Origin of the sequence: Edaphobacillus lindanitolerans, assembly GCF_900156305.1 — a bacterium.
Lineage (GTDB): Bacteria > Bacillota > Bacilli > Bacillales_A > Planococcaceae > Bhargavaea > Bhargavaea lindanitolerans.
On sequence record NZ_FTPL01000001.1, the window covers coordinates 971,598 to 997,678 of the forward strand.

24 protein-coding genes are annotated in these 26,081 nt (G+C 53.3%); 6 read left to right on the forward strand and 18 right to left on the reverse strand.

Annotated features, from left to right (window positions below; all coding sequences use genetic code 11):
• Window positions 1–29 precede the first annotated feature (29 nt).
• The 8 genes from B0B07_RS04530 to B0B07_RS04565 form a co-directional block, all read right to left on the reverse strand.
• Window positions 30–1,382 carry a purine-cytosine permease family protein gene (locus tag B0B07_RS04530; protein WP_076757148.1) on the reverse strand — a complete coding sequence of 451 codons (1,353 nt, stop codon included), beginning with the start codon at window positions 1,380–1,382 and terminating at the stop codon, window positions 30–32.
• Window positions 1,324–3,132 carry a hydantoinase B/oxoprolinase family protein gene (locus B0B07_RS04535; RefSeq protein WP_084186544.1) on the reverse strand — a complete coding sequence of 603 codons (1,809 nt, stop codon included), beginning with the start codon at window positions 3,130–3,132 and terminating at the stop codon, window positions 1,324–1,326. Before B0B07_RS04535 ends, B0B07_RS04530 begins: the two co-directional genes overlap by 59 nt.
• A complete protein-coding gene (locus tag B0B07_RS04540) occupies window positions 3,095–5,170 on the reverse strand; it encodes a hydantoinase/oxoprolinase family protein (protein WP_076757149.1) in 2,076 nt (691 codons plus the stop codon). Before B0B07_RS04540 ends, B0B07_RS04535 begins: the two co-directional genes overlap by 38 nt.
• 15 nt (window positions 5,171–5,185) lie before the next feature.
• Complete coding sequence (locus tag B0B07_RS04545; RefSeq protein ID WP_076757150.1) at window positions 5,186–5,731, reverse strand: helix-turn-helix domain-containing protein; 546 nt, start codon at window positions 5,729–5,731, stop codon at window positions 5,186–5,188.
• Window positions 5,732–6,016: 285 nt separating this feature from the next.
• Window positions 6,017–6,835 carry a phosphonoacetaldehyde hydrolase gene (phnX, locus tag B0B07_RS04550; RefSeq protein ID WP_076757512.1) on the reverse strand — a complete coding sequence of 273 codons (819 nt, stop codon included), beginning with the start codon at window positions 6,833–6,835 and terminating at the stop codon, window positions 6,017–6,019.
• Window positions 6,835–7,926 carry a 2-aminoethylphosphonate--pyruvate transaminase gene (gene phnW / locus B0B07_RS04555; RefSeq protein ID WP_076757151.1) on the reverse strand — a complete coding sequence of 364 codons (1,092 nt, stop codon included), beginning with the start codon at window positions 7,924–7,926 and terminating at the stop codon, window positions 6,835–6,837. Before phnW ends, phnX begins: the two co-directional genes overlap by 1 nt.
• Window positions 7,927–7,947: 21 nt before the next feature.
• Window positions 7,948–10,584, reverse strand: coding sequence for an ABC transporter permease subunit (locus B0B07_RS15385; protein WP_076757152.1), 2,637 nt, complete (start codon window positions 10,582–10,584; stop codon window positions 7,948–7,950).
• Window positions 10,581–11,330 (reverse strand): ABC transporter ATP-binding protein, encoded by a 750-nt coding sequence (locus B0B07_RS04565; RefSeq protein ID WP_076757153.1) that lies wholly within the window; start codon window positions 11,328–11,330, stop codon window positions 10,581–10,583. Before B0B07_RS04565 ends, B0B07_RS15385 begins: the two co-directional genes overlap by 4 nt.
• Window positions 11,331–11,952: 622 nt before the next feature.
• Here B0B07_RS04565 and B0B07_RS04570 point away from each other — a divergent pair.
• The 6 genes from B0B07_RS04570 to B0B07_RS04595 all read left to right on the forward strand — a co-directional run bounded on the left by B0B07_RS04570 (window position 11,953) and on the right by B0B07_RS04595 (window position 17,981).
• On the forward strand, window positions 11,953–13,563 hold the full coding sequence (locus B0B07_RS04570; RefSeq protein WP_076757154.1) for an ABC transporter substrate-binding protein: 1,611 nt from the start codon (window positions 11,953–11,955) through the stop codon (window positions 13,561–13,563).
• An 84-nt stretch (window positions 13,564–13,647) separates the two neighbouring features.
• A complete protein-coding gene (locus B0B07_RS04575) occupies window positions 13,648–14,595 on the forward strand; it encodes an ABC transporter permease (protein WP_234982244.1) in 948 nt (315 codons plus the stop codon).
• 36 nt (window positions 14,596–14,631) lie between these two features.
• Window positions 14,632–15,486 carry an ABC transporter permease gene (locus B0B07_RS04580; RefSeq protein ID WP_076757156.1) on the forward strand — a complete coding sequence of 285 codons (855 nt, stop codon included), beginning with the start codon at window positions 14,632–14,634 and terminating at the stop codon, window positions 15,484–15,486.
• A gap of 26 nt (window positions 15,487–15,512) precedes the next feature.
• Window positions 15,513–16,526, forward strand: coding sequence for an ABC transporter ATP-binding protein (locus tag B0B07_RS04585; protein ID WP_076757157.1), 1,014 nt, complete (start codon window positions 15,513–15,515; stop codon window positions 16,524–16,526).
• 3 nt (window positions 16,527–16,529) lie between these two features.
• On the forward strand, window positions 16,530–17,537 hold the full coding sequence (locus B0B07_RS04590) for an ABC transporter ATP-binding protein (RefSeq protein WP_076757158.1): 1,008 nt from the start codon (window positions 16,530–16,532) through the stop codon (window positions 17,535–17,537).
• Between the two features lie 12 nt (window positions 17,538–17,549).
• Window positions 17,550–17,981: a hypothetical protein gene (locus B0B07_RS04595; RefSeq protein WP_084186545.1), complete on the forward strand. Its 432-nt coding sequence runs from the start codon at window positions 17,550–17,552 to the stop codon at window positions 17,979–17,981.
• A 151-nt stretch (window positions 17,982–18,132) separates the two neighbouring features.
• On the opposite strand, the gene B0B07_RS04600 is transcribed toward B0B07_RS04595, so the two are convergent.
• The 10 genes from B0B07_RS04600 to B0B07_RS04645 form a co-directional block, all read right to left on the reverse strand.
• Window positions 18,133–18,855, reverse strand: a complete 723-nt coding sequence (locus B0B07_RS04600; protein WP_076757159.1) for an endonuclease V — start codon at window positions 18,853–18,855, stop codon at window positions 18,133–18,135.
• A 377-nt stretch (window positions 18,856–19,232) separates the two neighbouring features.
• A complete protein-coding gene (locus tag B0B07_RS04605) occupies window positions 19,233–19,709 on the reverse strand; it encodes a toxin-antitoxin system YwqK family antitoxin (RefSeq protein WP_076757160.1) in 477 nt (158 codons plus the stop codon).
• A 16-nt stretch (window positions 19,710–19,725) separates the two neighbouring features.
• On the reverse strand, window positions 19,726–20,205 hold the full coding sequence (locus tag B0B07_RS04610; protein WP_076757161.1) for a toxin-antitoxin system YwqK family antitoxin: 480 nt from the start codon (window positions 20,203–20,205) through the stop codon (window positions 19,726–19,728).
• 209 nt (window positions 20,206–20,414) lie between these two features.
• Window positions 20,415–20,894 carry a pyridoxamine 5'-phosphate oxidase family protein gene (locus tag B0B07_RS04615; RefSeq protein WP_076757162.1) on the reverse strand — a complete coding sequence of 160 codons (480 nt, stop codon included), beginning with the start codon at window positions 20,892–20,894 and terminating at the stop codon, window positions 20,415–20,417.
• 247 nt (window positions 20,895–21,141) lie between these two features.
• Window positions 21,142–21,762: an HAD family hydrolase gene (locus B0B07_RS04620; protein ID WP_076757163.1), complete on the reverse strand. Its 621-nt coding sequence runs from the start codon at window positions 21,760–21,762 to the stop codon at window positions 21,142–21,144.
• A 69-nt stretch (window positions 21,763–21,831) separates the two neighbouring features.
• Window positions 21,832–22,473, reverse strand: coding sequence for a bifunctional 2-keto-4-hydroxyglutarate aldolase/2-keto-3-deoxy-6-phosphogluconate aldolase (locus B0B07_RS04625; RefSeq protein WP_076757164.1), 642 nt, complete (start codon window positions 22,471–22,473; stop codon window positions 21,832–21,834).
• A gap of 14 nt (window positions 22,474–22,487) precedes the next feature.
• Window positions 22,488–23,066: a glucose-6-phosphate isomerase family protein gene (locus B0B07_RS04630; protein WP_076757165.1), complete on the reverse strand. Its 579-nt coding sequence runs from the start codon at window positions 23,064–23,066 to the stop codon at window positions 22,488–22,490.
• A gap of 34 nt (window positions 23,067–23,100) precedes the next feature.
• A complete protein-coding gene (locus B0B07_RS04635; RefSeq protein ID WP_144264287.1) occupies window positions 23,101–24,042 on the reverse strand; it encodes a shikimate dehydrogenase family protein in 942 nt (313 codons plus the stop codon).
• A 37-nt stretch (window positions 24,043–24,079) separates the two neighbouring features.
• Window positions 24,080–25,039 (reverse strand): phosphotriesterase family protein, encoded by a 960-nt coding sequence (locus tag B0B07_RS04640; protein ID WP_076757167.1) that lies wholly within the window; start codon window positions 25,037–25,039, stop codon window positions 24,080–24,082.
• Complete coding sequence (locus tag B0B07_RS04645) at window positions 25,036–25,986, reverse strand: phosphoglycerate dehydrogenase (RefSeq protein ID WP_076757168.1); 951 nt, start codon at window positions 25,984–25,986, stop codon at window positions 25,036–25,038. The genes B0B07_RS04640 and B0B07_RS04645 overlap by 4 nt, the downstream gene beginning before the upstream one ends.
• Window positions 25,987–26,081: the final 95 nt, after the last annotated feature.

The window sequence follows — 26,081 nt, forward strand, 5'->3', positions numbered from 1 at the left end:
CCACTCTCATTCCGATTTTTATTGCCGCTTTATTTGACGGCTTGCGGTTCTGGTTCTTTTACTTCCGTGAACTGATCAGGCTTAATATTCCTTTTCACCTTCATACCGACCCAGTACAAAGCAGCCGAAATGATTAAGGACTGAACTGCCGGAATGCCCATCTCCTGCACATATTGTGTCCAGTAAGCAAGTATGACCCCAATGCCCATTGCAAACGTCGCCACCCAATTCCAACCGGGATTATCAATATAAGATTGCTTGCGGATAAAGAAGAAGTCCGCAAGCATGACGCCCGCAATCGGTCCGTAGATAACACCGGACACATAGAGGAAGTCCTCAAAAAAGTGCAGAACTCCGCCCAGCGCCAACCCGAGTCCCAAGATGATTCCGAGAAGCGTCAGGAGCGCACGGCCCTTTCCGGAGTTGATATTGAGCATGTTCGCCATGGATAGCCCCATGCTGTAGCTGTTGACGATCTGACTTGTCCACGTCGACAACCACAGAATCAGGAAGCCCCAGACCGGGAACCCCAGTCCCATCATAATCTGTACAATATCCGCTTCACCCGCACCTACAGACATAATGGCGCCTACAAGAAACAGTGGAAATCCAACTCCGACAATTCCGAGCGGTATGAGAATATTGTCTTTAATTTTCGGTTTGGCGTAGCGCGTATAATCTTGAACGCCAACCCACTGGGACACATTCATGCCCAGGATCAGGCTGATGGCAGCAAGTACTGTAATGCCGGGAGTTGGATTCCAGGACATGACCGAATTCCAGCCTCCGTTTTTCATTACGAGATAGATGCCAGTGACAATCAAGAGCAGACCTGCCGGAACTGCTACAATATCCGTCCATTTCATGGATGCATAGCCCAGTACCGAAGGGATGGCGAAGATCAGGCCGCATACCGTTGTGATCAGTGCGAGCATCAAGAAATTATTTTGATAATCTACGCCAAGCATGGCGGCGATGGCTTCCCCGGTTACCGCCGTCTGTAGAGCCCACCATCCAAGACCGACAAAAAAAGTAATTAAACCGATGATCCATCTGGCCTGTACATGACCAAAACTGCTTCTGGCGATTACTGAGGAAGAAACTCCTGTCTTTGCCCCCATATAGCCCATCACCGCATTTCCGAACCACTGAATGACAAAAAGTGTACCGAATAGGATCCAGAACACTTTCGTTATTCCAAAGTGTGTGGCGAGAACAGCGCCGGTCAGCAGAACAGGAATGGAGAACTCAAGACCCCCAAAAATCATCGCCGGTATAATCCAGTGTTGTCGCTCCTCCATCGGTACAGGTGTCAAAGCTTCATCAGATACGCGTTTGGCCGATTCTGCCGACGTGATCGAAACGTCGCTCTTTAATGTCATCATTTATCCCCCCGTAGTTTGCACGCTCTGCGCTTTCCCCCAAGATATCCAGCGTCTCAGAATCCAAGATCACCCCGAACTTGACTTTTGCGTCTTCCACTGTGAAATATCCATTTTTGACGTCCTTCTGGATTCGTTCTGCGCTTCTCAGAAACGGGTGACCATACCCTCCCCCTGTTCCGGTAGAGAGTTCCAATACGTCTCCTTTATTCAACCGGTAGCGGGCATACATGCCGTACGGCCCATCCTTGGTGCCGTCCTGTTTGATGACAACAAACTCATTCGGTGAGCCTTCCTCCCCGCCGTTTACCCCCCATGGCGCAAACAGATGGCGGCCGTATGTGACAGTGGCCAGTTGACCGTCAGTCATTGCCCGGTAGGCGCGTACGACCCCGGATCCACCGATATATTCTCCTGTCCCCTTGCCATCACATCTCAGCCGATAGGAATCCACCATTACCCCGTATCTCGACTCCGCAACTTCCACCGGAATATTATAGGTCTCTCCGTCCCCAATACAAAACTGTCCCCTTGCCCCGTCCTGGCCCTTTCCTGCTCCCCATCCGCCAACCGATGGTTCAACGATCAAGAACATTTCATCACTGTCGGGCTGTCTGCCGGACACCGTCACGGAACAAACAGACAAAAAGTGTCCGGCATTCAGACGTTCGGGCAAGACGGGAGCCAGTGCTTGCCATACAAGATCACCTCCGGACGAGCCGCTTTCCCAATAGTTCGAAACCGGGGCCGGCCGTTCTGCTGCAAAGACGGACCCTTTTTCCGCTATGACTTGCAACGGACGGAACACTCCGTCGTTTGCGTCCTGGGAAGGATTGGTGATTGCAAGGAAGACCGTACGGACATCTGTTACAAGCGTCGTATAAGAACCGTTCACCGGGCCGGGGACCTGCGGATGGCTGCCTGTGAAGTCACAAATGAACTCATCATCCGTAATCGTAACTTTCACCTGAATCGGGAAAGGTCCATTGCCGAGGCCGTCTCCGTCAATATAGTTCCGGGCAGTATAAACCCCTTTCGGCAGATTGCGGATCGCCGTTCTCGCCATCTGCTCTCCTTGATTCAGAAGCAGTTCAATTGATGCTCCCACAGTATCCCTAGAATATTTTTGATACAGTTCATTCAACCGCTTCTCCCCGATTTTCAAGGCGGCAATCTGTGCCCACATATCACCGATTGACAGGTCAGGGAACCTGACATTCGCCCGGATCATTTTCACTAGCGCATCATTCAGCTTTCCGGCCTCTGCCAGCTTTACACACGGAAACTGAAGCCCTTCCTGATAAATGTCCGTCGAGTCGTTTGTAAAGGATCCGGCATCCTTTCCGCCAACTTCCGTCCAGTGGGCTTTGTTTGCGGAAAACCCCACCAGTTCCTCGTCATGAAAAATCGGCATGATAAGACCGACATCTGATAAATGTGTTCCCCCGCCGCCATAAGGGTCGTTAATGATAAATATGTCACCGTTCCGGATATCCTCTTGATCTGGATAAGACTCCAAAACGTCCTTGACCATATAGCTCAATGTGCCAATGAAACCAGCGACCCCATTCCCTTGTGTTAATAACTGTCCTTTCCGATCAGTGAGTCCGCAGGCAAAATCAAGCACTTCGTAGATGATCGGACTCATCGATGTCCTCGCGAGTGTATGAAACATTTCATCCCCGATTGACAACAAAGTATCCTTAACAATTTCAAGCGTGAAGGGATCCTGCAATTTTGTTGCGTTCATCTATTGTCACCCCCGTACTGATAATCAAATTCCCAAGCGTATCCACCGAAAGTGACTGTCCGCTCTCCACAACCGTGACTGCCGCCTTTTCCTCGACAATCAGCGGACCCACAAGCCTTTGCCCCGTCGGCAACAGTTCCCTATCGTAAATCGGTGTCTCCGTCCAGCCTGTTTCCTCAAAGTACACCGGACGGGTTTCCTTCAATGCATCTTCCACTTTGCCCAACCGTTCCTTACGGTTGATTGGCGGCTTCCTTACCTCGCCAATGGCCGTGACATGCAAGTTTACGATTTCGCACTCCGCATCCGGAAGCCGGAACGTATAATTTTTTTCATGCAACTCGTGGAAATGCTCCGTCAGTACTGCGATTTGTTCAGCGCCCCACTCCCCAAACATCACCGGGACTTTTACGGTATGCTCCTGGCCGGCATATCTCATATCCACGTACCGTTTGAATAGGATCTCTTCTTTAAATCCGTCACTGATGAACTGTTCCTGCAACCTGGCTTCAATACCAGTCCACTCTTGATGAATCCTTACCGGGTCAATGTCCTTGAGAGATTCATTCAGGGTGACGATCTTATCCTGCCGGAGATCGGTCATCAGCATCCCCCACGCAGAGAACACAGGAGAAGCAAACGGGATAATGACCTTCTGGACACCCAGTTCTTTTGCAAGTGCCGCAGCGTGCATTGAGCCCCCGCCCCCAAACGCCATCAGTGAGAAGTTGCGCGGATCATGGCCTTTGCGGATGGAGATCAGTTTCAGTGCCGTCAGCATATTGGCGTTCGCAATTCGGATGATGCCAAGCGCAGCATCTTCCGCGTTTGTTCCAAAATGATCACCGATCCGCTCCTGAATCGATTTTCCCACTGCTTTTATATCAACGTTGTAATCAAAGTTCTTCGGAGACAGCCGTCCTGTCAGCAAATTGGCATCTGTCGTGGTCGGTTCCTCTCCTCCAAGACCGTAAGCGACTGGTCCGGGACGGGATCCTGCTGAACGTGGTCCGACTTTCAAAGATCCGACTTCATCAATCCATGCAATCGAGCCCCCGCCGTTGCCGATTTCCACGATATCGACAACCGGTACCTTGACTGGATATCCTGCGTTCCGGTTGTCTTTCTCTATTGAATAGTCAGTGGAAATCTTCATCTCACCATCTTCAATCAGGGAGCATTTTGCTGTAGTGCCGCCAATATCAAATGCGATAATATCCGATTCTCCCATTTCTCTGCCGAGAACAGCCGCTCCGTAAACCCCCGCCACCGGACCGGACTCAAGCATATGCAGTGGCAATTCCTTTGCATGTTCGAATGTCGTTGTCCCGCCATTCGATTGCATGATATAGTTGCGGCTCGATGACCTGAACTTCAGTTCGCCGTCGAGACGATCGATGTATGATGAAGCGACAGGCTGTACATACGCATTCAGCACCGTACTGCTCGTCCGCTCATATTCCCGCCATTCCATCGTCACTTCATGCGACACACTCACAGATACTTCCGGCCAATGTTCTTCGATCAGCTTCTTAGTGATCAACTCGTGTTCCGGGTTCAAATAAGCGTGAAGGTAGGCAACCGCCACCGCCTCCACCTGTTCCTGCTTCAATTCCCCGATTACTTTCAGAAGCTCTTCCTTGTTAAGCGGCAACAGGACTTCCCCGTTTGCATTCAGCCGTTCCTCTACTTCTTTGCGCAAATAACGTTCGACAAACGGTGCCGGTTTTTCATAGCGGATATTAAAGAGATCCGGTCTGTTTCCACGGGCAATCTCCAGTACATCCCGAAAACCTTTTGTCGTGATGAGTGCTGTTTTTACGCCTTTTCGTTCTGTGATGGCATTGATGACGACCGTGCTTCCATGGATAAACTCTTCAATCATTGAAAACTCCAGTCCCCCACGCTCAATGACATTCATAACACCCTGTTCAAAGTCCGGAGGGGTCGTCGAGCTTTTGGCGACCTGAACCTGATCATGTTCGTCAATATACACGAGATCCGTGAACGTTCCTCCAATGTCTGTTGCAATTCGCATTTCCGTCTCCCCCGTTCAGAATAATAATTGAGTCATCACACAAAGCATCGAAGCCTCTTCATCCGTTGGATTCTCATAGTCATGCGGCAGCTTGGACGGGAAATGAATCGATTCTCCTTTTTGAACATCGAACTTCTCCCCGTCGACCGTGAAGCGGACAACCCCTTCCAGGATATAGTAGAATTCTTCTCCAGCATGAGAATCATCATATTCTTTTTGCTGATTCGGCTTTAACGTGACGAAAAGGCTTTCAAGACCGCGGTTGGCAAACTGGCCACTCAGCTTCACAAATCCGTTATCGGGCGTATCAATCCAGAACTTTTTCTGATCTGCCTTCTCAACATGGAATTTCCGGTTAGGATTTGGACTTTCAAAGAAATAGGTAATATCCAAGTTGAACGCGTCGGCGATCTTCTTGAGCGAAGTAATCGCAAGCGACGATGACCCTCGTTCAATCATTGAAAGAAACCCGGCAGACAAGCCGGTCAGCTCCGCTAATTCCTTCAACGTGAGCCCGCGCTCATTCCTCAACGATCGGATTTTTTCATGTATGTCAGCCATAAAGTAAACCTCCAAAAATGGATTTAATATATTTAACGGTTATTAGTATTTAGAATATTGTTTAATATATTATAGACACGTTCAATATATGTCAATTATTTTTCGTAATTTTCCTAAGTTTCCGCGGATGGTAATCGGCTATAGAAAATCTGCTTGGATTGCCGCCATCTTAAACAGACCAAATCCAAATCAGCTCTTGGCCGGCCCTCCGATTACAAGCTTTCCGAAGCCAAACAAAAAAGCCCTGTCCACACTCTCCGGACAGGACCCCATATCAGTCACGCTTTATTCTCTTGCCGAGCCGGGACGCTTCCCGTCTGCCAACATCGTTTCGATTTCCTCAATCAAATCCGGCAAGGCCTCCATCGTACGGATGGTGAAATCGGCGCCTGCTTCCCGGAATGCAGACTCTGTTTTGCGGATGGCGGCTTCCTGTCCGGGGCGGTCCAGTTCACTGAATTCCTCCTGGCTCATCCCCATTTCGGAGCTTCCGGTCACGACGCCGACGGACCATACCCCCGCATGGCGTCCTTCCCGGATGTCGGACAGGGTGTCGCCGACTTTGACGACGGCTCCCGCATCAAGAAGGCCGAGCAGGGCCATGTTGCGGTGGATCATATACGGATAAGGCCGCCCGGCTCCGGTATCATCCGGCGTGACAATTGCATCAGGTTCATACCCTTTTTCTTTGGCACCGGATGCGACGATGGCCATCATGCGGTCTGTATAACCGGTGGTCGAGCCGATCTTCACACCGCGTTCGCGGAGGGTCCGGACCGTTTCGGGGACTCCCGGGATCGGATCGGCATACCGGTGGAGGCTGTCCAGAAGGGCGGGCTCAAATTCCGCGTACAGCGAATGGACGTCTTCTTCCGTCCATGCCCGTCCCTTTGTGTCTTCCCATGCCGCTGTGATGCGCGGCATGTTCAGCATTTCCCGGATGTGGTCGATCTTCAGCAGGCCCATCGGTTTGCGCGCTTCGTCCGCCGTGACCGGGACACCCGCATTCTCAAAGATGTCCATGAACACGCGGACCGGAGCAAAACATCCAAAGTCGACCGCTGTGCCGGCCCAGTCAAAGATGACGCCTTCCACTTTTCCCATCATGCCATCACTCCCCCGTAATTTTCGATCAGCCCGCAGAGACGTTCGATATCCGCCGGATAGATTTCCCCGATGTTGCCGATCCGGAATGTATCCTCGTCGGTCAGCTTCCCAGGATAAATGACGAACCCTTCTTCCTTCAGGTAATCATAAAACGCGTCAAAGTGAAAGTTTTCATCCGGGTAACGGAACGCCGTAATGATCGGGGACTGCTTGTCTGCGGATATGTACGGCCTGAATCCGGCGGCCTCCATGCGTTCCCGGAGCCTGCGGTTGTTCTCCGCATACCTGCTGTTCCGGGCAGCCACGCCGCCCTCCTCTTCCAGTTCATCGAGCGCCTTCGAAAAGGCGGCCACTGTATGGGTCGGCGAAGTGAAGCGCCATTTCCCGTCGGCTTCCATGACCCGCCATTGGTCGTACAGATCCAGCGACAGGCTCGGCGAACGTCCGTTGCACGCTTCCAGAAGGTCTCGGCGGGCGATGACAAATCCGAATCCCGGAACGCCCTGGATGCACTTGTTCGCACTGCTGATGAGAAAATCGATCCCGAGGGCGGGCACGTCGATCTCCACGCCGCCGAAGCTGCTCATCGCGTCCACAATCAGGATTTTGCCGTATTCTTCGGCAAGCCGGGATGCCTGGTCGAGCGGATTCAGGATGCCGGTCGTCGTCTCGCAGTGGACGAGAACGAGATGGGTCAGCGCGGGATCCGCTTCCAGGACGGCCCGCAGCTTTGCTTCGTCCGGATGCCCGTCATAGGCGAACTTGAATTCAGTATGGGCGATGCCGGCCATCTGTGCGATCCGGACAATCCGTTCCCCGTAGGCGCCATTCGTTAAAATCAACGCCTTGTCTTCCTTGCCGATCGACGACGTGATGACGGACTCGACGCAGAATGTGCCGCTGCCCTGCATGAGGACCGATGTATAGGCTGATTCATCGGCCCCGGCAAGCTCCAAAAGGCGGGTGCGGATTTTGCGGGTGATGACTTTGTAGTCGTCATCCCATGTACAGCGGTCGATCATCATCTCGGCCTTGACCGTTTCACTCGTTGTGAGCGGCCCCGGGGTGAGTAGTTTATAGTGATTCATCGTTTGTCACTCCTTCTCGGTTTACGGTCTGTCCTTGGCATCGATAAACCATTGCTGATGGCTTTCCAAGAGTTCGACCGTCAATGGTTGTCCGAAAGCCTTCGGATGGCCGGGACGGTTTTCCGGCGCTACTTTTTCTCCTTCATATAGCGGGACCGGGTAGTGGCGGAGCAGTTCTTCGCGTCCGTATTCGATCAGCGCAGCCGCCATTTCTTTGGCCAGATCGGTTTGTTCATCTTCCCGGTCAATCACCGCCACGAATTCCGTGATGGAGAAGTTTCCTTCGGCAGGGTCCACCGTCTCGACCGGCATACCCTGCTTGTTTGCGGCGATCGCCTGATTGCGCAATCCGAAGCCGGCTGCCGTTTCTCCGGCCAGGACTTTCTTGAGCGGGCCGGATCCCGAACTTTCAAGATGGGGTCCGGCGTTTTCGAGCAGCTGCCGGAACATCTTCTGTCCTTCTTTTTCACCGTATTCATGGATCACGGCCTGGACAAGCAGCCACCCCGTCGAGGAATCGAGCAGATTCGGGATGGAGATGAGCCCCTGATAGGCCGGATCGGCGAGTTCAAGAACTGATTCCGGGACGGGCAGGCCCCGCTCCTCCAAGACTGCCGGATTGATGAAGATCGAGCCCGTGAGTGCCAGGATCGGCCGGTAATAGGCAGGCTGCTTCTCCAGCGGACTGCCGGTCCCTGCAAGTTCTGCGAACATCCCGTGCTCCTGCTGGGCCGTCTCGAGGAAATAGGAACTCATGGTGACAATATCCGCATCGATCCGTTTGCCTTCCGCAAGCAGTTTCCCGCCGAGCTCCGAGGTGCCGAGCGACTGGACCTGATAACGACCTTCATATCCCGCTTCGTCTAGGGCGGTCTTCATGGCGCTGACCGCTTCTTCATCCCCGTTCGTCTGGATCGTGATCGTTGCCCGCGCCGCATTTCCCGGTCCGCCCAGGAAGGCAAACGACAGAAACACAATGGCAATGGCCGCCGGCAAGGCAACGCGGAACCGGGATTTCCCCCCTCCGGATGCCGTTCCGGCCGCCGATGCAAGAAACTGTGCTTCGATGCGGTCACCCGCCCGCTTGACCGCCAGATTGGTGAAGAAGATCAGCAGAGAAAGCACGAAAATTTCATTAAACTGCCCGAAATGCTGAAGCTCTTTGATCTTGCTCGCAACCAGGCTCGTGTCTGCGGAAACGAGGAAGATCACGCCGGAAATGGTCACCATCGAATTGATGAAGTAATAGCCGAACATCGCCGTCAGTGTCGCGCCCGAATTCGGCACGAGCACACGGAACACGGTCCTGGTCCAGCTGTCGCCCAGCAGTTCCCCGGTCTTCTCATAGGAAGGGGGCATCTTGGAAAAGGCATTCTTCGCCATCAGATATGGCGTCGTGAAAAAGTGGGCCAGGTTGCAGAGGACGAGGATGATGAGCGTCCCCTTTAGCGGACTTCCGCTGAACAGCATCAGATAAGCGAGGCCGAGCACCATGCCGGGAACCGCGTTCGTGACCATCGATGCACCGTCCAAGACCCTTCTTCCGCGGAGCGGTGTCCGGGCACTGAGCAGCGCAGCTGCATAGGCAATGACCGTCCCGATCACCGCGGTCAGGATGGCGACGGCCACGGAATTCCGGAAACTGTGCAGCAGGTCCCGTGAGGCAAACACCTTTTTCACATGCTTGAAGGTGAAGTTCAGATCATACGGGAAGCCGCCCATGAACGGCGAAATGAACATGACCGCAAACACCGATGCCATGCCCGCCAAAGTGAGCAGGCAGACCAGCCCGAAACCGGCATCCCTCAGGCGGTTTTGAGGCGGCCCGGTTTCCGATCCGGCTTCATGCCTGAAGTTAAACCGCTCCAGCCATCCGAGGAGGAACATGCAGAACAAGGCCGGGAGCAGCATGGCGATTGCAATGACCGCCCCCCTTCCAAAGTCCGGGATCGAGCCGAGCATCGCCTGATACAGCATCGTTGCCACGACTTCATAATTTCCGCCGATCGAAGCCGGGATTCCAAAGTCCGTGAAGCTGAGGACGAAGCTGAGAACGAATGCACCGCCCGCCGCACCCGCCATCGGCCGGACGATCGTGTTCCCGAAACTCCGGAGAGGCGAGTCCCCCATCAGCTTGGAGACGAGGATGAATTTCCGGTCGACATATTTAAACGCATCCTGGATCAGGAGAAACGCCGGCGGCAGCGTGTAGATGACATAGCCGATGAGCAATCCTCCGAACCCGTAAATATCCGGACCGTTTCCGCCGAAGAGTCGGGTCATCAGCCCCTGATTGCCGTACGAATAGATGATGGCAAACCCGTAGGTGATGGTCGGAAGCAGCATCGGTACGAGAATGCCCGTCTTCACCACGGATTTGAACCGTCCCGGCAGCCGGGTGCAGTGCAGGGCATACCCAAGCAGGAATGCGAGGATTGTGGTCACCGCCGCGGTCAGGCCGGATATTTTCACACTGTTCCAGAATGCGCCGACCAGCCCGGAATCCGTCAGGACCGACTGATAGTTATCCAGGCCTGTACCCGCATCAGTCCGGAATGACCGGAAGGCGAGAACGGCGAGCGGCGCAGCCAGAAGAACGGCCAGGAGCACGATCAGCGCAATATAGAGCCCCCGCATCCCCCTGCGCTCACCGGTCATTTCGCGACACCGAACAGCGCGTAGATGTTTTCCCGCTTGATGTGCAGCTGGCGGAGGATGAAGCTCTCCACAAACGGACAGACCGGCGAATGGATGATGTTGTCCGGTGTCCCGAACTGCACGACCCTTCCCTCGTCGATGATCATGATCTGATCCGACATCGTCAGCGCCTCTTCCGGGTCATGCGTGACGATGATCGTCGTCAGATTAAACTCCTTGGCAATGGAACGGATACGGGCCTTGATCGATTCCTTGATGACGCCGTCAAGCGCGCTGAGCGGCTCGTCCATCAGGAGGATCTGCGGCTTCATGACGAGCGTGCGCGCCAGTGCCACCCGCTGTTTCTGCCCGCCCGACAACTGGTACACCTTCTTCAGCAAGTGAGGGCCAAGTTCCAGGAAGTCGATATAATCCTGGATTTCTCGTTTGTTTAACGGGACTTTCCGATTCTTGAGTCCATAAATGATATTCTCGTAGGCGTTCAGATGGGGAAACAGTGCATAATCCTGAAAAACAATGTTGAATCCCCGATCCTTCACCGGCACACGGGTCATATCTGCCCCATTGAACAGCACACGGCCGCTGTCCGGACTTTCCATTCCAAGAATGATATTCAACAACGTCGTCTTCCCGCTTCCGCTCTTGCCGAGAAGCGAGACAATCTCACCCGTCCCGATCTCTGCGTCGATTCCGTGCAGCACGGTCTTCCCGTTAAACTGTTTGCTGATCCGCTCTAGTTGCAGCAAACTGACCACCTCCATACGCTGTCTACTATAAGGAGACTTTGTAAAGCCGATATACGGTCCGTGTTAAACTCTTGTAAAGGATCAGGAATATCGCGGTGGCCCTATCCGTAATTCGTAGATTTGCCGCCTTTCCCGACTGAGTTACTGCCAAGCGTTGTCGAGTCCCTACCTTTTATTGTCGAGTCCCTACCAATCGTCGTTGAGTCCCTACCTATCCTCCTCGAATCCCTACCTTTCACTAATGAATCGCTACCTTTCTTGGATGAACTTCTACATCTCATCCGTTAGCGCTGTTCCTGTTCTTTCGCCATCGAATCGCTACCGATCATTCCAGGGCCCCTACCCTTAGCCTGTGAATTACTACCTTTCTCGCCTGAATTCCTACCAATCGATGCCGAGTCTCTACCTTTCACCGTTGAATCGACCCCGAATCCCTGCCTGCCAATCGTCACTGGATGCCTACAAAAGAATCACGATTGCAAACCCACGCTCCAAAGCCTAGTTGACAACTAAGATTAGTAAGGATATTATAGTCTCTAGTTTTATATCGAATAATTTTTCTGGTTATTAAGTCTGAAGCTGCGGCGGACATCAAATACCAGGAATAGGAGGATATTTCTTAATGAAAAGAAGTTATCTGCTGGTCATCGCCCTGCTCTTCGCCATCCTTTTGGTCGGTTGTGAAGGTTCGGGCGACAGCAATGCATCCGGCGACAAGAAATCCGATTCAAAGAATCAAGCATCCGAAGAGCCGGTAAAGGGCGGTACGGTGAAGGTTGCGTTTGGAGCGGATCCGGATACGCTGGACTGGATGTCCACCGGCGCCTCCCCCACACGGGATGTCAGCTGGCACATCTTCGAGACGTTGTTCGCACTGGACCAAGACTTTCAGGCAAAACCGATGATCGCGGAAGGCTTTGAGAAAAGCGATGATGAGAAAGTGTACATCATCACCCTTCGCAAAGACGTGAAGTTTCATGATGGGTCGACCGTGTCTGCGGACGATGTGGTAGCGTCCATTAATCGCTGGAGAACCGTTTCTTCCGTAGGAACGATCGCCGATGAATACATAGAGTCGGTGAAGGCACTGGATGAACTGACCGTGGAGATCAAATTGAACGAAGTGTATAACGCGTTCATTTCCGATATGACTGCACCGAAATCGGCACTGATGATCATTCCGAAGGAGATAGCCGAAGCCGCTGGTGAAAAACCGCTGACGCCAAAACAATACATCGGCACCGGCCCGTACAAATTCGAGAGCTGGGAACGCGGAAACCAGATTGTCCTCACACGCTTCGACGATTATTCCGCCCGGGAAGAAGAAGACTGGGGCGGTTTGACCGGGAAGAAAGTGGCGTATTTCGATGAGATCAAATTCCTCATTGTCAAGGACCCGCAAGTGATGATCAACGGTCTGAAGACGGGAATCTATGACTATGCCGAAACGATCCCGCCCGATCTGTACCAAGTCGTTGAAAGCGACCCGAACATTGACCCGGTCACCTACATCAACGGTTACACGGTCACCACTCCGGACAAATCCGAGCCGCCGTTCGATGACCTGAAAGTCCGCCAGGCGTTGAACCACGCGCTGAACAAAGAAGTGATCGCGGAGTCCGCTTATGGCAATAAAGATTTCTACAGCATGGACGGGGCCTTGTTTGATCCGGAACAGACGGAACTGTACAGCAAAGACGGAACAGATGACTATCTCTCCTTCGATCAGGAAAAGGCGAAGCAGTTGCTGAAGGAATCCGGTTATGACGGCAAGCCGATCAAAATCATGTACTCCAATGACACCGAAACCTATAAGCGCATTTCCCAGATCATGAAACAGCAGATGGAAGCGGTCGGCTTCAAAGTGGAACTCGTGCCGTATGACTGGGCAACGTATCTGGAGAAATGGCAAGATCCTGCAAACTGGGACCTGGTCGTTGTCGGCTGGTCCACCCGGTTCTCGCCGAACGAATTGGGGATGCTCATCGAAGACACGGCAAGCAGCGGCTGGTACAAGAGCAAGCAATGGGAAAGCCAGCTTTACGCCTGGGGTCTCGCGGCATCATCCGAAGAGAGAAAAGACATTCTGACCGACATGAACCAAACCGTGAATGACGAACTGCCGTTCATCAAAATCGCAAACGAGACAAAATTGGATATCAAGAGCGCTCACATTCCGGCTTACGACAGCTGGGTGGGTCAACGATTCTGGAACACATGGAAGAGTGAATAAAGTTTTCACGGGAAGTCTTGTCATGCATGGTGAATGACGTGACTTCCCTTCTTTTTGTAAATGCGCATGAATTGAGGAGGGTACATGTTGCTGCAATACACGATTCGCAGATTGGTTTCCATCATCCCCGTACTGCTCGTTGTCTGTGTCATCGTCTTTTTGATCGTCCATTTAACACCGGGGAACCCGGCCTATCTGATCCTGGGCGAAGACAGTTCTCCAGAAGCGGTCGCACAGCTCGAGGCACAGCTGGGTCTCGACAAACCAATGGCAGAGCAATTTGTCGATTGGCTGAAAAACATCGTCACCGGTGATCTGGGTGAGTCGGTCTACTCTTCCGAACCGGTGACTGACGTGATATTCGCACGGGTCGGTCCGACGTTCAGCCTGATGCTGACATCCATTGTACTGACACTGATCATTGCCATTCCGACTGCAATTTTCGTTGTCTGGCGCCGCCATACGGTTTTGGATCCCCTGTTCACTTCCGCTTCCCTTGTCGGGGCGTCGATTCCGGAGTTCTGGTTTGCCATGCTGCTCGTCCTGGGCTTTGGCGTAGCGGTGCCGATCTTCCCGGTTGCAGGGTATGTCCCGATTTCAGCGGGAGTCGGTGGCTGGCTGCATCATCTGCTGCTGCCGTCGATCATCCTTGCAACCGTGGAAGTCGGACTCATCGCGAGAATGCTTCGGGACAGCATGCTGGAATCGGTTAATCAGGATTACACAAAAACAGCCCGCGCCAAAGGGCTGAAGGAAAGCACCGTCTTGATGAAGCACGTGTTCTCCAATGCCCTGATCCCGACGACGACCGTTGTCGGCCTGACGATCGCCGGATTGCTCGGCGGCACGGTGATCATCGAGACGATCTTCACGATTCCCGGCGTCGGACAGCTTTTGATTGACTCCATCCACCGCCGGGACTATCCCGTCATCCAGGGGGTTGTCCTGTTCATCGCAGTCGTGTATGTCCTGGTCAATCTGCTCATCGACCTTCTCTACGCGTTGCTTGATCCGCGAATCCGATACGACTGAACCTACGATTTGAATACTTGCTAAGGAGATTTCCGAATGCTAAAGAAAAAACGAAATCTGATTGCATTAGGCACCCTGCTCTTGCTCACCGTCGCCACCCTGACCGCATTCTGGTGGCTGCCCGTTTCGCCACTGGAAATCGATTCGACCAAGCGGCTGAACGGACCGTCTGCGGCCCATTGGTTCGGAACCGATCATTTCGGGAGAGATATTTTTGGGCAGACCGTGATGGCCGCACGCGTCTCGTTGTTCGTCGGTTTGACAGTGGCGCTGATCGCCACTGTGCTTGGCACGGTCACCGGATTGATCGCAGGCTTTTATCAGAAGGCCGACTTCGTCATCATGCGGATCATCGACGGGATGCTCGCCTTCCCTTCCCTGCTTCTCGCATTGGCGCTCGTGGCCGCCCTCGGAGGCAGTGTCACGAACATCATCATCGCCCTCTCCTTTTCCTATTGGCCCGTGATGACGCGAATCGTCCGTTCTGCGGTCCTGCAGATGAAGTCCGCGCAATTTATAGAGGCTGCCAAGACATCGGGCGTCAGTGATCCCGTCATCCTCTCACGGTATATATTGCCGAATGTGCTTTCCCCGATCATCGTCCAGGGAACGTTCATCTTTGCAAAAGCGATCCTGGCGGAAGCCGCACTTAGCTTCCTCGGCGTCGGTGTTGAACCGTCCACTCCGACTTGGGGCAATATGCTGCAGGAAGCCCAGATGTACATTACGATCGCGCCATGGTTTTCCATTTTCCCGGGAATTGCGATCATGATGACCGTCCTTTCCCTGAACATGCTCGGCGAAGGCGTGCGTGAAGCGTTCGACCCACATGCAAAAGAAAAGATAAAAAAGAAAAAAGGCCTGTTAAAAACACCCGTCAGTGCACGATAAACGAACCGGAAAGGAGAATTCCCCACATGCTTGAGGTGAACCATCTCAAAACACAGATTGAAACAAATGAAGGGATCGTCAAAGCCGTTGACGGCATCTCCTTTCGGGTGAACGCCGGCGAGACACTCGGAATCGTCGGAGAATCCGGCAGCGGGAAAAGTGTGCTGGCGCATTCGGTCATGCAGTTGAACCCAAAGCCGCCGACCTTTTACCCGGAGGGTGAAATCATTTATAAAGACAGGAATCTCCTGACCCTGTCGGAGAAAGAACTGCGCAAGATCCGCGGAAACGAGATTGCGATGATCTTCCAGGACCCGATGTCCAGCCTGAATCCGGTCTTCAAAGTGGGCGCACAGCTTGAAGAAGCGATCCTGACCCATCAAAAGATATCGAAAAAAGAAGCAAGGAAACGGGCCGTTGAACTGCTTCAGGACGTAGGAATACCGGACGCAGCACAGCGTATGCAAAGTTATCCCCACCAATTTTCGGGCGGGATGAGACAGCGTGTGCTGATCGCAATCGCACTCGCCGGCAACCCGAAACTGCTGATCGCGGATGAACCGACCACCGCCCTCGACGTCACGATCCAGGCACAGATCCTGGATCTGCTGCTCGGACTGCAAAAGAAGTACGGGATGGCGATCATCCTGATAAGCCACGACTTGGGCGTCATCTCACAAATGGCTGACCGGGTGCTGGTCATGTACTCGGGCAGAGTCGTGGAAGAGGGAACGGTGAATGACATCTTCCACCGCACGGCCATGCCGTATACATGGTCACTCCTCCGTTCACTTCCCCGGATTGACGGCGGGCATCAGCGCCTCATCCATATAGAAGGACATCCGCCCAATCTGCTGGCCCCGCCGAAGGGATGTAATTTCGCTCCAAGATGTCCGTTCGCCACGGAAACATGCCTGGCGGTCGACCCGGCATTGAGCCCCAGAGGCGAGGGCCATCAGGCGGCCTGTGTTTTGACGAAAGAAGAATTCAATGAAAAGAAAAAGGAATGGGAAGCAGTGAAGATGGAAGGAGTGCGCTGACCGATGCCTGAACCAATACTGGAAATCCGGAATTTGGAGATGTTCTTCCCGGTTAAAGGGAAAGTGTTTCAAAAAGAGAAGGATTTCGTCAAAGCGGTGAACGGGGTCAATCTGAAGGTGAACAAAGGGGAAACACTCGGGATTGTCGGCGAGTCCGGCTGCGGGAAAAGCACGCTGGCCAGGACCTTAGTCGGCCTGTTGGAACCGACCGCGGGAGATATATTGTTTGAGGGTAAAAGCATTCTCGGTTCCGGCCGAAAGCAGATGCATCAGCTCAGAAAGGACATCCAGATGGTTTATCAGGACCCTTACACGAGCTTGAACCCACGGATGAAAGCCGGGGAAATCATCGCTGCGCCGCTCAAGGCCTATCGGATGACCGATAACCTGGAACGGAGGGTCAAGGAATTAATGGACCGCGTCGGATTGAAAGCGGAGGACTACGCTAAATTCCCCCACCAATTTTCCGGCGGCCAGCGGCAGCGAATCGGCATAGCACGGGCATTGGCGCTGAATCCCAAACTGATCATATTGGATGAGCCGGTCAGTGCCCTTGACGTCTCCATCCAGGCACAGGTGATCAACCTGCTGGAAGACTTGCAGAAAGAACTCGGTTTGACGTATGTGTTCATCGCCCATGATCTGTCCGTGATCAAACATATTGCCGACCAGGTTGCCGTCATGTACTTGGGCAAAATCATGGAGGTTTCAGACAGCGAATCGTTCTACCAGGATGCCCGGCATCCATACACCAATGCGCTGCTTTCGGCTATTCCGTTCCCTGACCCTGAAAAAGAAAAAAAACGCCGGCGCCTGGTGCTCGGCGGGGAACTTCCGTCACCCGCCGACCCGCCTTCGGGATGTGTGTTCCATACGAGATGCCCGCTTGCACAGGACCGGTGCAAAATGGAGATCCCCTGCCTGGAACCGAAAGACGAAAACACAGAACATCTCGTTTCATGCTTCTACCCGATTCATCACGGAACACCGGTACCTTCAGAGAACAATTAAGGGGGATTTAAATTGGAGCTTCCACGCATCTCTTTAATGGACGCCTACCTGATTGAAACCTTGCGCAGCAATGGAATTTCCGATGAGGAGATCCTTGCGCAGGCCAGGCAAGGCGATACGGATAACTGGAGAGAACTGAACGCCCGTTTTGATTTCAGTGAGCTGGCGATGCTGGCTGAACAGAACCTGAAGGGGTTTCAAGCCATCCTTTCACTCGGCTACCGCGTAAAATTCGTCACGTTCAAAGGATTGCAGAACCTGTTGCGGCTACGGTATGGAATCGAGCCGGGCACGGACTATGAATTAATGGAAACCGGCATCAGGGACCTTGTCTTGGATCAGGAGCAGCTGGCCGGTATGGAACAGATGCTATCAGAGAATTGGATGATCGCGCGTGTTGGATACGGCGATGAGATTCGGGTGGATATTTCGGCTGTAGTCTAGGGAGCGTCTGAAATTCAATAAGAACCGATTCAAAACAAAATGGATTGCCCAAATCGGGCAATCCATTTTATTCGCATGACCATTTCTTCATGAGTTGCCACAAGCAGGCCAAGCCCGCCGAACGAGCAACACCCCTGGCGCCCATACGGGATCACGGGCATGATTTCTGTTCCTCTTCCCATCTGCGGCGCATCCTCCGGGTCGCCATATCCGCTTCCCGCACAGGAATGGGCAGGCGGCTTTCGGAACCGGTGAGCGACAGGGCCACCTCCGTCGCTGAATCCAAATCAATCCCGTTGCCCGGCGAAACAAAGACCGGCTTCACGCCGGCAGATGTCCGGACGGCGCGTCCCAAGGCCTCCCCGTCCACGATGATGTCCGTCCAGCTGCCCTTCTCCCGCTCCGGCTCAACATATTCCGTCTCCCGGACTTTGAAATAGGTTTTGGCCACGCCGATGGTCGGCCGGCCAAGGAAGAATGACGAATGTGCCGCAATCCCCATCCTCCTCGGGTGAAGAATCCCGTTCCCATCAAACAGGAACAGATCCGGCACCGTTTCCAGTTTCCGCGCAGCTTCAACGATGAGCGGCAGTTCCCGGAATGTCAGAAAACCGGGTATGTACGGAACGTCGATCTTGCCGACGGCCTCAGCTCGCTCCACCACCTGCATCGTGGCTGCATCGAACACGGCAATATGGCAGAAACCGGTCTCACCTTCTTCTTCACCCGCGTATGCCAAGTCCACGCCGGCGACTGTCCGGAGGTCATCCAGCCGCAACGGCCGGCTTACATCAATCTGTCCCGCCAGCCGTTCCTGGATATGAATAAATTCCTCCGGCTCCGTCCGAAGGGAATAGACGTCATTCAACTGCACATTTCCCACTTCCTTTGCTGATTCAGGGCGACAGAACTACGATTCCCATCGTATCACGTTGAGAACTGTTCAGACTGAGCCTGTCCTATCCGGTTCGGTCTGTTCTCCGATGAAACGGCTTGAATCCTCCTCAACATTCCGGACAGCCATTATTCTCAAGAAAATCATAGCTGAGTCCGGACGCTTCATCCGGCCAGTTCTTTTTGGCCACCGGCCGTCAGGAAATCCTGCACGAAGAACATAAAATAACTGCCAAACGGCAGGGGGCATTCCTAACAGAATGCCCTGAGTTTCTCGCCACCCTGCCCGTCATCCATCCACTCTTCAAACGAAGTCACCATACAGAACGCCATTCAATAGAACAGGTGTGTACACGCTCAATCTCCTCCATAATGCCTTCTATAGAATTCACGGCTCTTCTCAATTATGCCCAACTGACTGTCATCCGGCTCCTTTTTCTCCTCAACCAGTTGGCCGGAGTCATCCCATATTTTCAACCTTAGCTCATGACCATGCGCATATTCCCCCCATAACACGAGACAGCCCTCCTTGTTCCACCTATTCCGCTCCCCGTGGATCGGCCCATGAAAATGAGCGTGAATTTCCTTCGCCCCGCCGCCCGGGTGGAAATCAACGGAGATCCCATGAGGCAGGCCGTTTTCGAATTCCCCGTAATACAGGAGCGATCCGTCCCCCTCGCTCAGCTCATAAACCAGTCCATTGACCGGAACCAGGTCGTCCCCTTCCTCACCGGTCCGAACAAACAATTGGTCGCTTGACGGGACCATCTCCAGATCATCATAGTCGTACCCTTTTTCGATTAATTCTTCTCTGTTCAGTAGATGCTCATCCACGCTTGATCACCTCAGCCTACCGCAGGTTCCAGTCACGGTTTTCATAAAACTTCCGTTGTGTTTCAATCAGGTTTAACATATCGTCAGCCGGCTCCTTTTGCTGCTCAATCAGCTCGCCGGCAGAATTCCACTTTTTATACCATGCCAAGACACCATGGACGTGCTCGCCTTGAAACACGAGTTTACCTTCAGCATCCCATTGTTGGTCCTCCCCATGAATCGCCCCGTGAAAAATGTGGCACTTCCGCTTCAAACGCCCGTTGGAATGGAAATCAACAGATATTCCATGGGGAAGACCGGACTCGTATTCTCCGTAATAAAGCAGGGTTTCCCCGTCGTCATCTAAATCGTACACCACACCCGTGACCGGCACCCAGTCATCCATCGAATCTCCTTCTGTGATAAACAAAACGTCATCAGGGGGAGCCATCTCTAAATCGCTGTAATCGTAACCGATTTCACCGACTTCATCTTTGGTCAATAGCTTATTTTCCATATTTAAGAACCTCGGGGAAAGTAATCTGATCCATAAGTAATGTTTCGCAGTGCAGACAATTCGGCATCGGCATTTTCGCTCCAGACTCTTTCACAGATGTTTTCCATAGTTTATCATAGCCTTCTGCGCCGGAAGAAGGATGTGGAGTTTCTGCAAGCATTATAAAAGGGAGGAGAGCATCCCGCCCCCTCCCTATATTTCGGACTGAATCATTTATCGTCCAGCTGCACCGTCTCATTCACACCCGCCGACTCCGCATCCTTCCCCCTCATCCGCTTGTACATAAATGCAATGTTTTTGATGAGGCTGCCTGTTTCCCAGTATTCTGCGGCTTCTGCCTGAACCTTGATCAGGATCACATCGGGATCATCGTAGGTCGTTTGCATGATCTTCTCGTATGCTTTGCTCCACAGTTCTTTTTTCTTGTTCAGGTCCTCAACGATTTCCGCCCGTCCCCGCACGGACACATAGGACTTGCCGGCATATGCCACGTTCACGTCTTGTTCATGCAGGATTTCCCTGTACTTGTCGGTCTCTTTCTTCGTGAAAAACCACAGGTCCCCGTCAAACTCGACTTCCTGCGTCTTCATCGGCCGGGATACAAGGCCTTCATCGGATACCGTCGTCAGCATTGCCGTGTCCACATCTTTGATCAGGTCCCTCAGCGTCTCCAATTCCTCTTGCTTCATCTGATCACCTCATTTCGGTTATGCAGATACAGTACCCGGTCCATCGGCGGTTTATGCGGATGCGGCGGACAAGCATCGTCGAGTCCCTACCAATCCATGCCGAGTCCCTACCAATCCATACCGAATCCCTACCAATTCACTTTGAGTCCCTACGTATCGGTCTTGAATCGCCTACCAAAATTGTTTTGAGTCCCTACCTATATCACCTTGAGTCACTGTCCGGTATCAGATAGAAGCAGCAACAATACTAAAACCTCAACCCCACCAGCTCGCCCACACTCCCGATCCGCGCATCATATCTTCGGGGCTGGCCGAATCCGTAGGAGGCAAAGACAAAGGGGATGCCCGCAAATTCTGCGGCCGTCCGGTCTCCTTCCGTGTCCCCCACATAAACCGGAGATTGCAATCCATTGCGTTCGATGATCAGCCGGATATTTTCTCCTTTGCTGAGGCCGGTCCTTCCCGGGTTTTCGAAGTCCTCAAAATAGTGGCCCAGCCCGTGGTACGCATAGAATGACTCGATATAGCCTTCCTGGCAGTTGCTGACAATGAACAGCCGGTATGTTTCAGCGAGCTTGCTCAATGTTTCTTCGAGTCCCTCATACAGTTCTCCGCCGTCCCGCTCAAGGTCCGGGAGCTCCTGCCGGCAGCAGGCCCGGATCAGTTTCATCCGTTCTTCCTTGCTCAAGTCATCAAAGAGGACATCTGCGATTTCGTGGATTTGAAGGCCCATCGTCCCTTTCAGATCCTTCTCTGTCACTTCCCTGCGCACACTGTCCGAATCTTTGACAACCTGCGTCCAGGCCTTGGCCACCGTTCCCCTCGAATCCCACAAGGTGCCATCGAGATCAAAAATAATACTGTCCATTCCAACAGCCTCCTCACATGAAGTGAACCCGGATCATGGCTTGATGCATGATCCGGGTATCTGGTCTGCTCATTCATTTCGGGCGGACTGAATCTTCCCGATGAACTGCCGGGCTTTTTCTGTGATTTTCTCATAGCCGTCGATTTCCGGCTTTCCAATCAGGCTGCCGCCCGCCCCGACGGCGACGGCCCCGGCACGGATCCAGTCGCCGACATTGTCAACGGTGACCCCGCCGGTCGGCATCAGGTTTGCCTGCGGGACCGGCCCCTTGATCGCTTTGATGACTTTCGGCCCCATCAGTTCACCCGGGAAGACTTTCAGGACTTCCGAACCGCATTCAAGTCCCCGGATCACATCCTTGATCGTCATGACGCCGGGCATATACGGAATCTGATACCGATTGCAAAGCCGTGCCGTGTCCTCATCCAGATAAGGGCTCACGACATATCGGGCTCCGGCAAGAATCGCGATCCTGGCGGTTTCTGCATCCAGGACGGTGCCCGCCCCGACGATCAGTTCATCTCCAAATTCCTCCTGAAGATCACGGATGACTTCCGTTGCCCCGGGGACCGTGTACGTGATCTCCATCGCAGCGGCTCCGCCTTTCATTGCCGCTTCCGTGATCCGCTTTGCCTGGTCGGAACTGTCTGCCCGCACAACCGCGACCAGTCCGCTCTCTTCGATTCTCGATAAGATTTCTCCCTTGCGCATCTGCATCGTTCCCCTTAAAGTGCCCATTTCGGATTGTCGATGATTTCGGGTTTCCCGTCTTTTTCAACGACCAGCTTGCGATAGCCCTTTGTTTCAATCGAGCCATAGTCATGGCCTGCATCCGCACGGAAGGTAAAGAATGTCACCATCGGTTCATTGCCTGTGTTGATGCTCCGGTGAGCGTAGCGCGGTGGAACCTGGACGGCACGGCCCGGTACGAGTTCTTCGATTTCCCATTCGCCCTCGGGGCTTTCCATGAGCATGTATCCCTGTCCGCTCAGGCAGAAATAAACTTCTCCGGTTTCCAGGATTTCGTGGAAATGGCCCTTCGTCATGTAATATTCACCGTTCAGCGTGCCTGGATAGACGATGCTCGTCCCGTATTGGATATCCCCGGCCGTATTGGGCAGGTCGAGTGCATAGTATTCATAGATGAGCGGGTTGTCGCCGTTGTCCAGCTGCTGCTCCAGCGCTTCCGTATCATGGAACAGTTTCTTCATGTCGGACAGATGTCTCTTTACGCTTTCTTCCTCGTTCGATAATCCGGTGTTCAGGTCAAACAGAGTTGCATTTGCAAGATTCGTTTTCGTCATGATGATTCCTCCGTTTCCTTAATCGGTGCTCGGTTCAGCGCATGCTGTCAGATGTATCTTCGATCCGTTCAAACCGCTCTTTTGTCATCGGAAGATGGAAGACTTCCGCAATGACCTGCGTCCAGCCATGCAGGAAATAGATCCATCCGTCCTCGACATGTAGATTCAACGCTTCTTTCTGGTCAAGCGCATGATGCATGAATTCGCGTTCTCCCCGGTAGTTCAGTTCCCAGACGAGGCTGTCCTCCGGGAACTTGGCATTCCCGGGAAGCGGGGAACCCGGCCGGTCTTTCCCCATTCCGGTCGCATTGATCACGAGGGAATGCGGCTTCAGGGATTCCAGCAATCTGCCGTTTTCCTCCGTGTCGCCAACCAGGTGATAATCAACCTGAATGGCCGGATTGACTTTCTGGATGATGTGCCTGATTTCATTCATCCTGGACTCGTTGATGTCCGTAATGACCACCCTGGACGGCGTGTTGTCACCGTGCTTTGGATCGAGCAGCGCGGAGGAGATGGCAATCGCACTTCCGCCTGCCCCGAGCAGCAGCAGTTCCCCTTCATGGTCCTGCCAATACGTTTCGGGGACGAACCGCTCCAGCGCCAGTGCGCTCGTGATCGGGTCTTTGGCATGTCCGCACAGTTTTCCGTCTTTTTTGGAGATCGACGACAGCTCTCCGAACATCCGGGCATATGGATCCAGTTCATCAAACAGATCTTTTGCGGCCTCATAAAGGTCGATCTTATGGGTGGTGACGAGCGCGCCGAGTGACAGCTCGTCTTCTTTGATGAACTTCACCACTTCCCGGTATTCTTCCGGATCCGCATGTATCTCCAGGTCGATGCCCTTCAGGACTGCATTGTTCAGTCCAAGCGCTTTTGCCCATTCAGGGAACAGCTTCATGATGGATGACTTGGTCGTCGTGACACCGATGAAATACATCGTCGGGACTTTCGCTTTTTCAATCTGGATCAATTCGGATGCTCCTCTCTCGGTGCTCATTTCTTGGTGTTCATTTGCTGTAGGCACGCGCCGGGTTCCCGATCATCATTTTCTTGACCTGGGTTTCGGTCACGCCCGATTCGGCCAGCAGAGGCAGGAAGGTGCCGATCAGATAGTCGAGCCCGATTTCGCCGCCGTAGCTTTTCATTCTTTTGCGGGTCGTGTCCAGGCCCAGCAAAATCTGGTCCTCGTGCCCGTGATCGATCAGCATCCGGATCAATTGGACTTCCTCTTCATCCGAGTGATACTTGAAGCGGGCGATTGTATCCAATTCCAGATACACGCCGGTTTCGGCAACCCTCAGCATATCGTCAGCATTCTCCATCCTCCGGTCGAGATGGCAGATGATCTGCCGGCTCACCGGCACTCCCCGGGTACTGTAGAACACGACCTGTTCCATTGCCTTGTAGCCGAGTTCCGTATGGCTCATGATCGGTGTCCCCGTTTCCACGGAAGCGATCGCAGCGGCCTCGAACATCTCTGCGTATCTTCCGACGGGTCCTTCCAGATCGGCTGCCGTTTTGATCAGTCCGGCTTTCGCCGTCGTCCTCATTTGCGGCCATCCTTCTTCCCCGTCCGCGAACATCCCCTCATGGATTTCGGATATGAATAAGTCCGCCAGCTCCCCGACCGACTTTTCCCGGATCCAGTGCGAGTCAGGATAAAATCCGGACTTATGGAACCCGGTCGAAGCGATGATGTTGATGCCGGTATCGGCTGCCAGTTTCACGAGATTGGCCACATCCCGTCCGCTTCCAAGCGGCTGGGCATCGACAATCGTCCGCCCGCCCACTTTCTTGAAGCGCTCAACCTCTTCTTGGGTTTTACTGAAGTCATCGAGCCTCAACGCCCGGTCGAGTTTCTCCGGCTGGCCCTTTTTGATGAACAGATGTTCATGGCTGTGGCAGACCCCCATCTCTTCCGGATGGATGCTTCCCCTGACCGTTGTAATGCGCAGTTCCTGAGTCATGCGTCATTGCGCTCCTTGAGCATCTCCAGCAAGTTTCTTGTGGAGGTGACGGCCATTCGCTCCACGGCTTCTCCGGTAAATGCTCCGAGATGGGGGGTCAGGAGGAAATTCGGAAGGGCGACAAGCGGGTCATCCTCTTCCGGCGGCTCTTTCGAATAGACATCCTGTGCCGCAGCGCCGATTTCACCGTTGACGAGCGCCTCATACAGCGCCGGCTCATCCACGAGTTCACCCCGGGCAGTATTGATGAGAATCGCCGTCGGCTTCATCTTTGCAAAGACTTCCGCGTTCATCATATGGCGGGTCTCTTTTGTGGCAGGCAGATGGAGGGTGATGAAATCAGCGTCCGCTACGAGTGACAGAAAGTCTTCCGAACGCGCGATCCCGTACTCATCCAAAAACTGCGTGTCTTTGAAAAACGGATCATACAGCGTGACCTGCATTTGAAGGCCCTTGGCACGCATGGCCACCTCTTTGCCGATTTGCCCCCCGCCGATTACGGCCAGATGCTTCCCGGTCAGTTCAATCCCCATGACCCGGTCCCAATTGGAGGCTTTGACCCTTTCGATATGGGCGGACAACAGGCGTGCACTGTCAAACATCAATCCGATCGCCAGTTCCGCGACAGAAATGCTGTTTGTGCCAACCGCATTTTTCACGTGGATGCCGCGGGCCTTCGCACGCTCCAAGTCGATGTTGTCCATCCCGACTCCATACTTGGATACGGCTTTCAGATCCGTGCATGCATCGAGCACATCGGCACTGAGCGGGTCGACCCCGACGATGATTCCTTTGACGCCCGAATGCGCCATCTCGATCAATTCCTCTTCGGAGTATGTCTTTCCCGAAGTGTTGAGAATGACTTCATATCCTTCCGCCTCCAGCATGCGAAGCGGTTCCTCTTTATACTTGTGAAACGATTTCGGAGTAATGAGCACTTTATCCATTCGTCCACCTCATTCGTATATATTCACTTTTAAGGTACATTATTATGTCATGACATTACAATAGGAGGAAAGACACAAGCGGACGATCCGCCGGC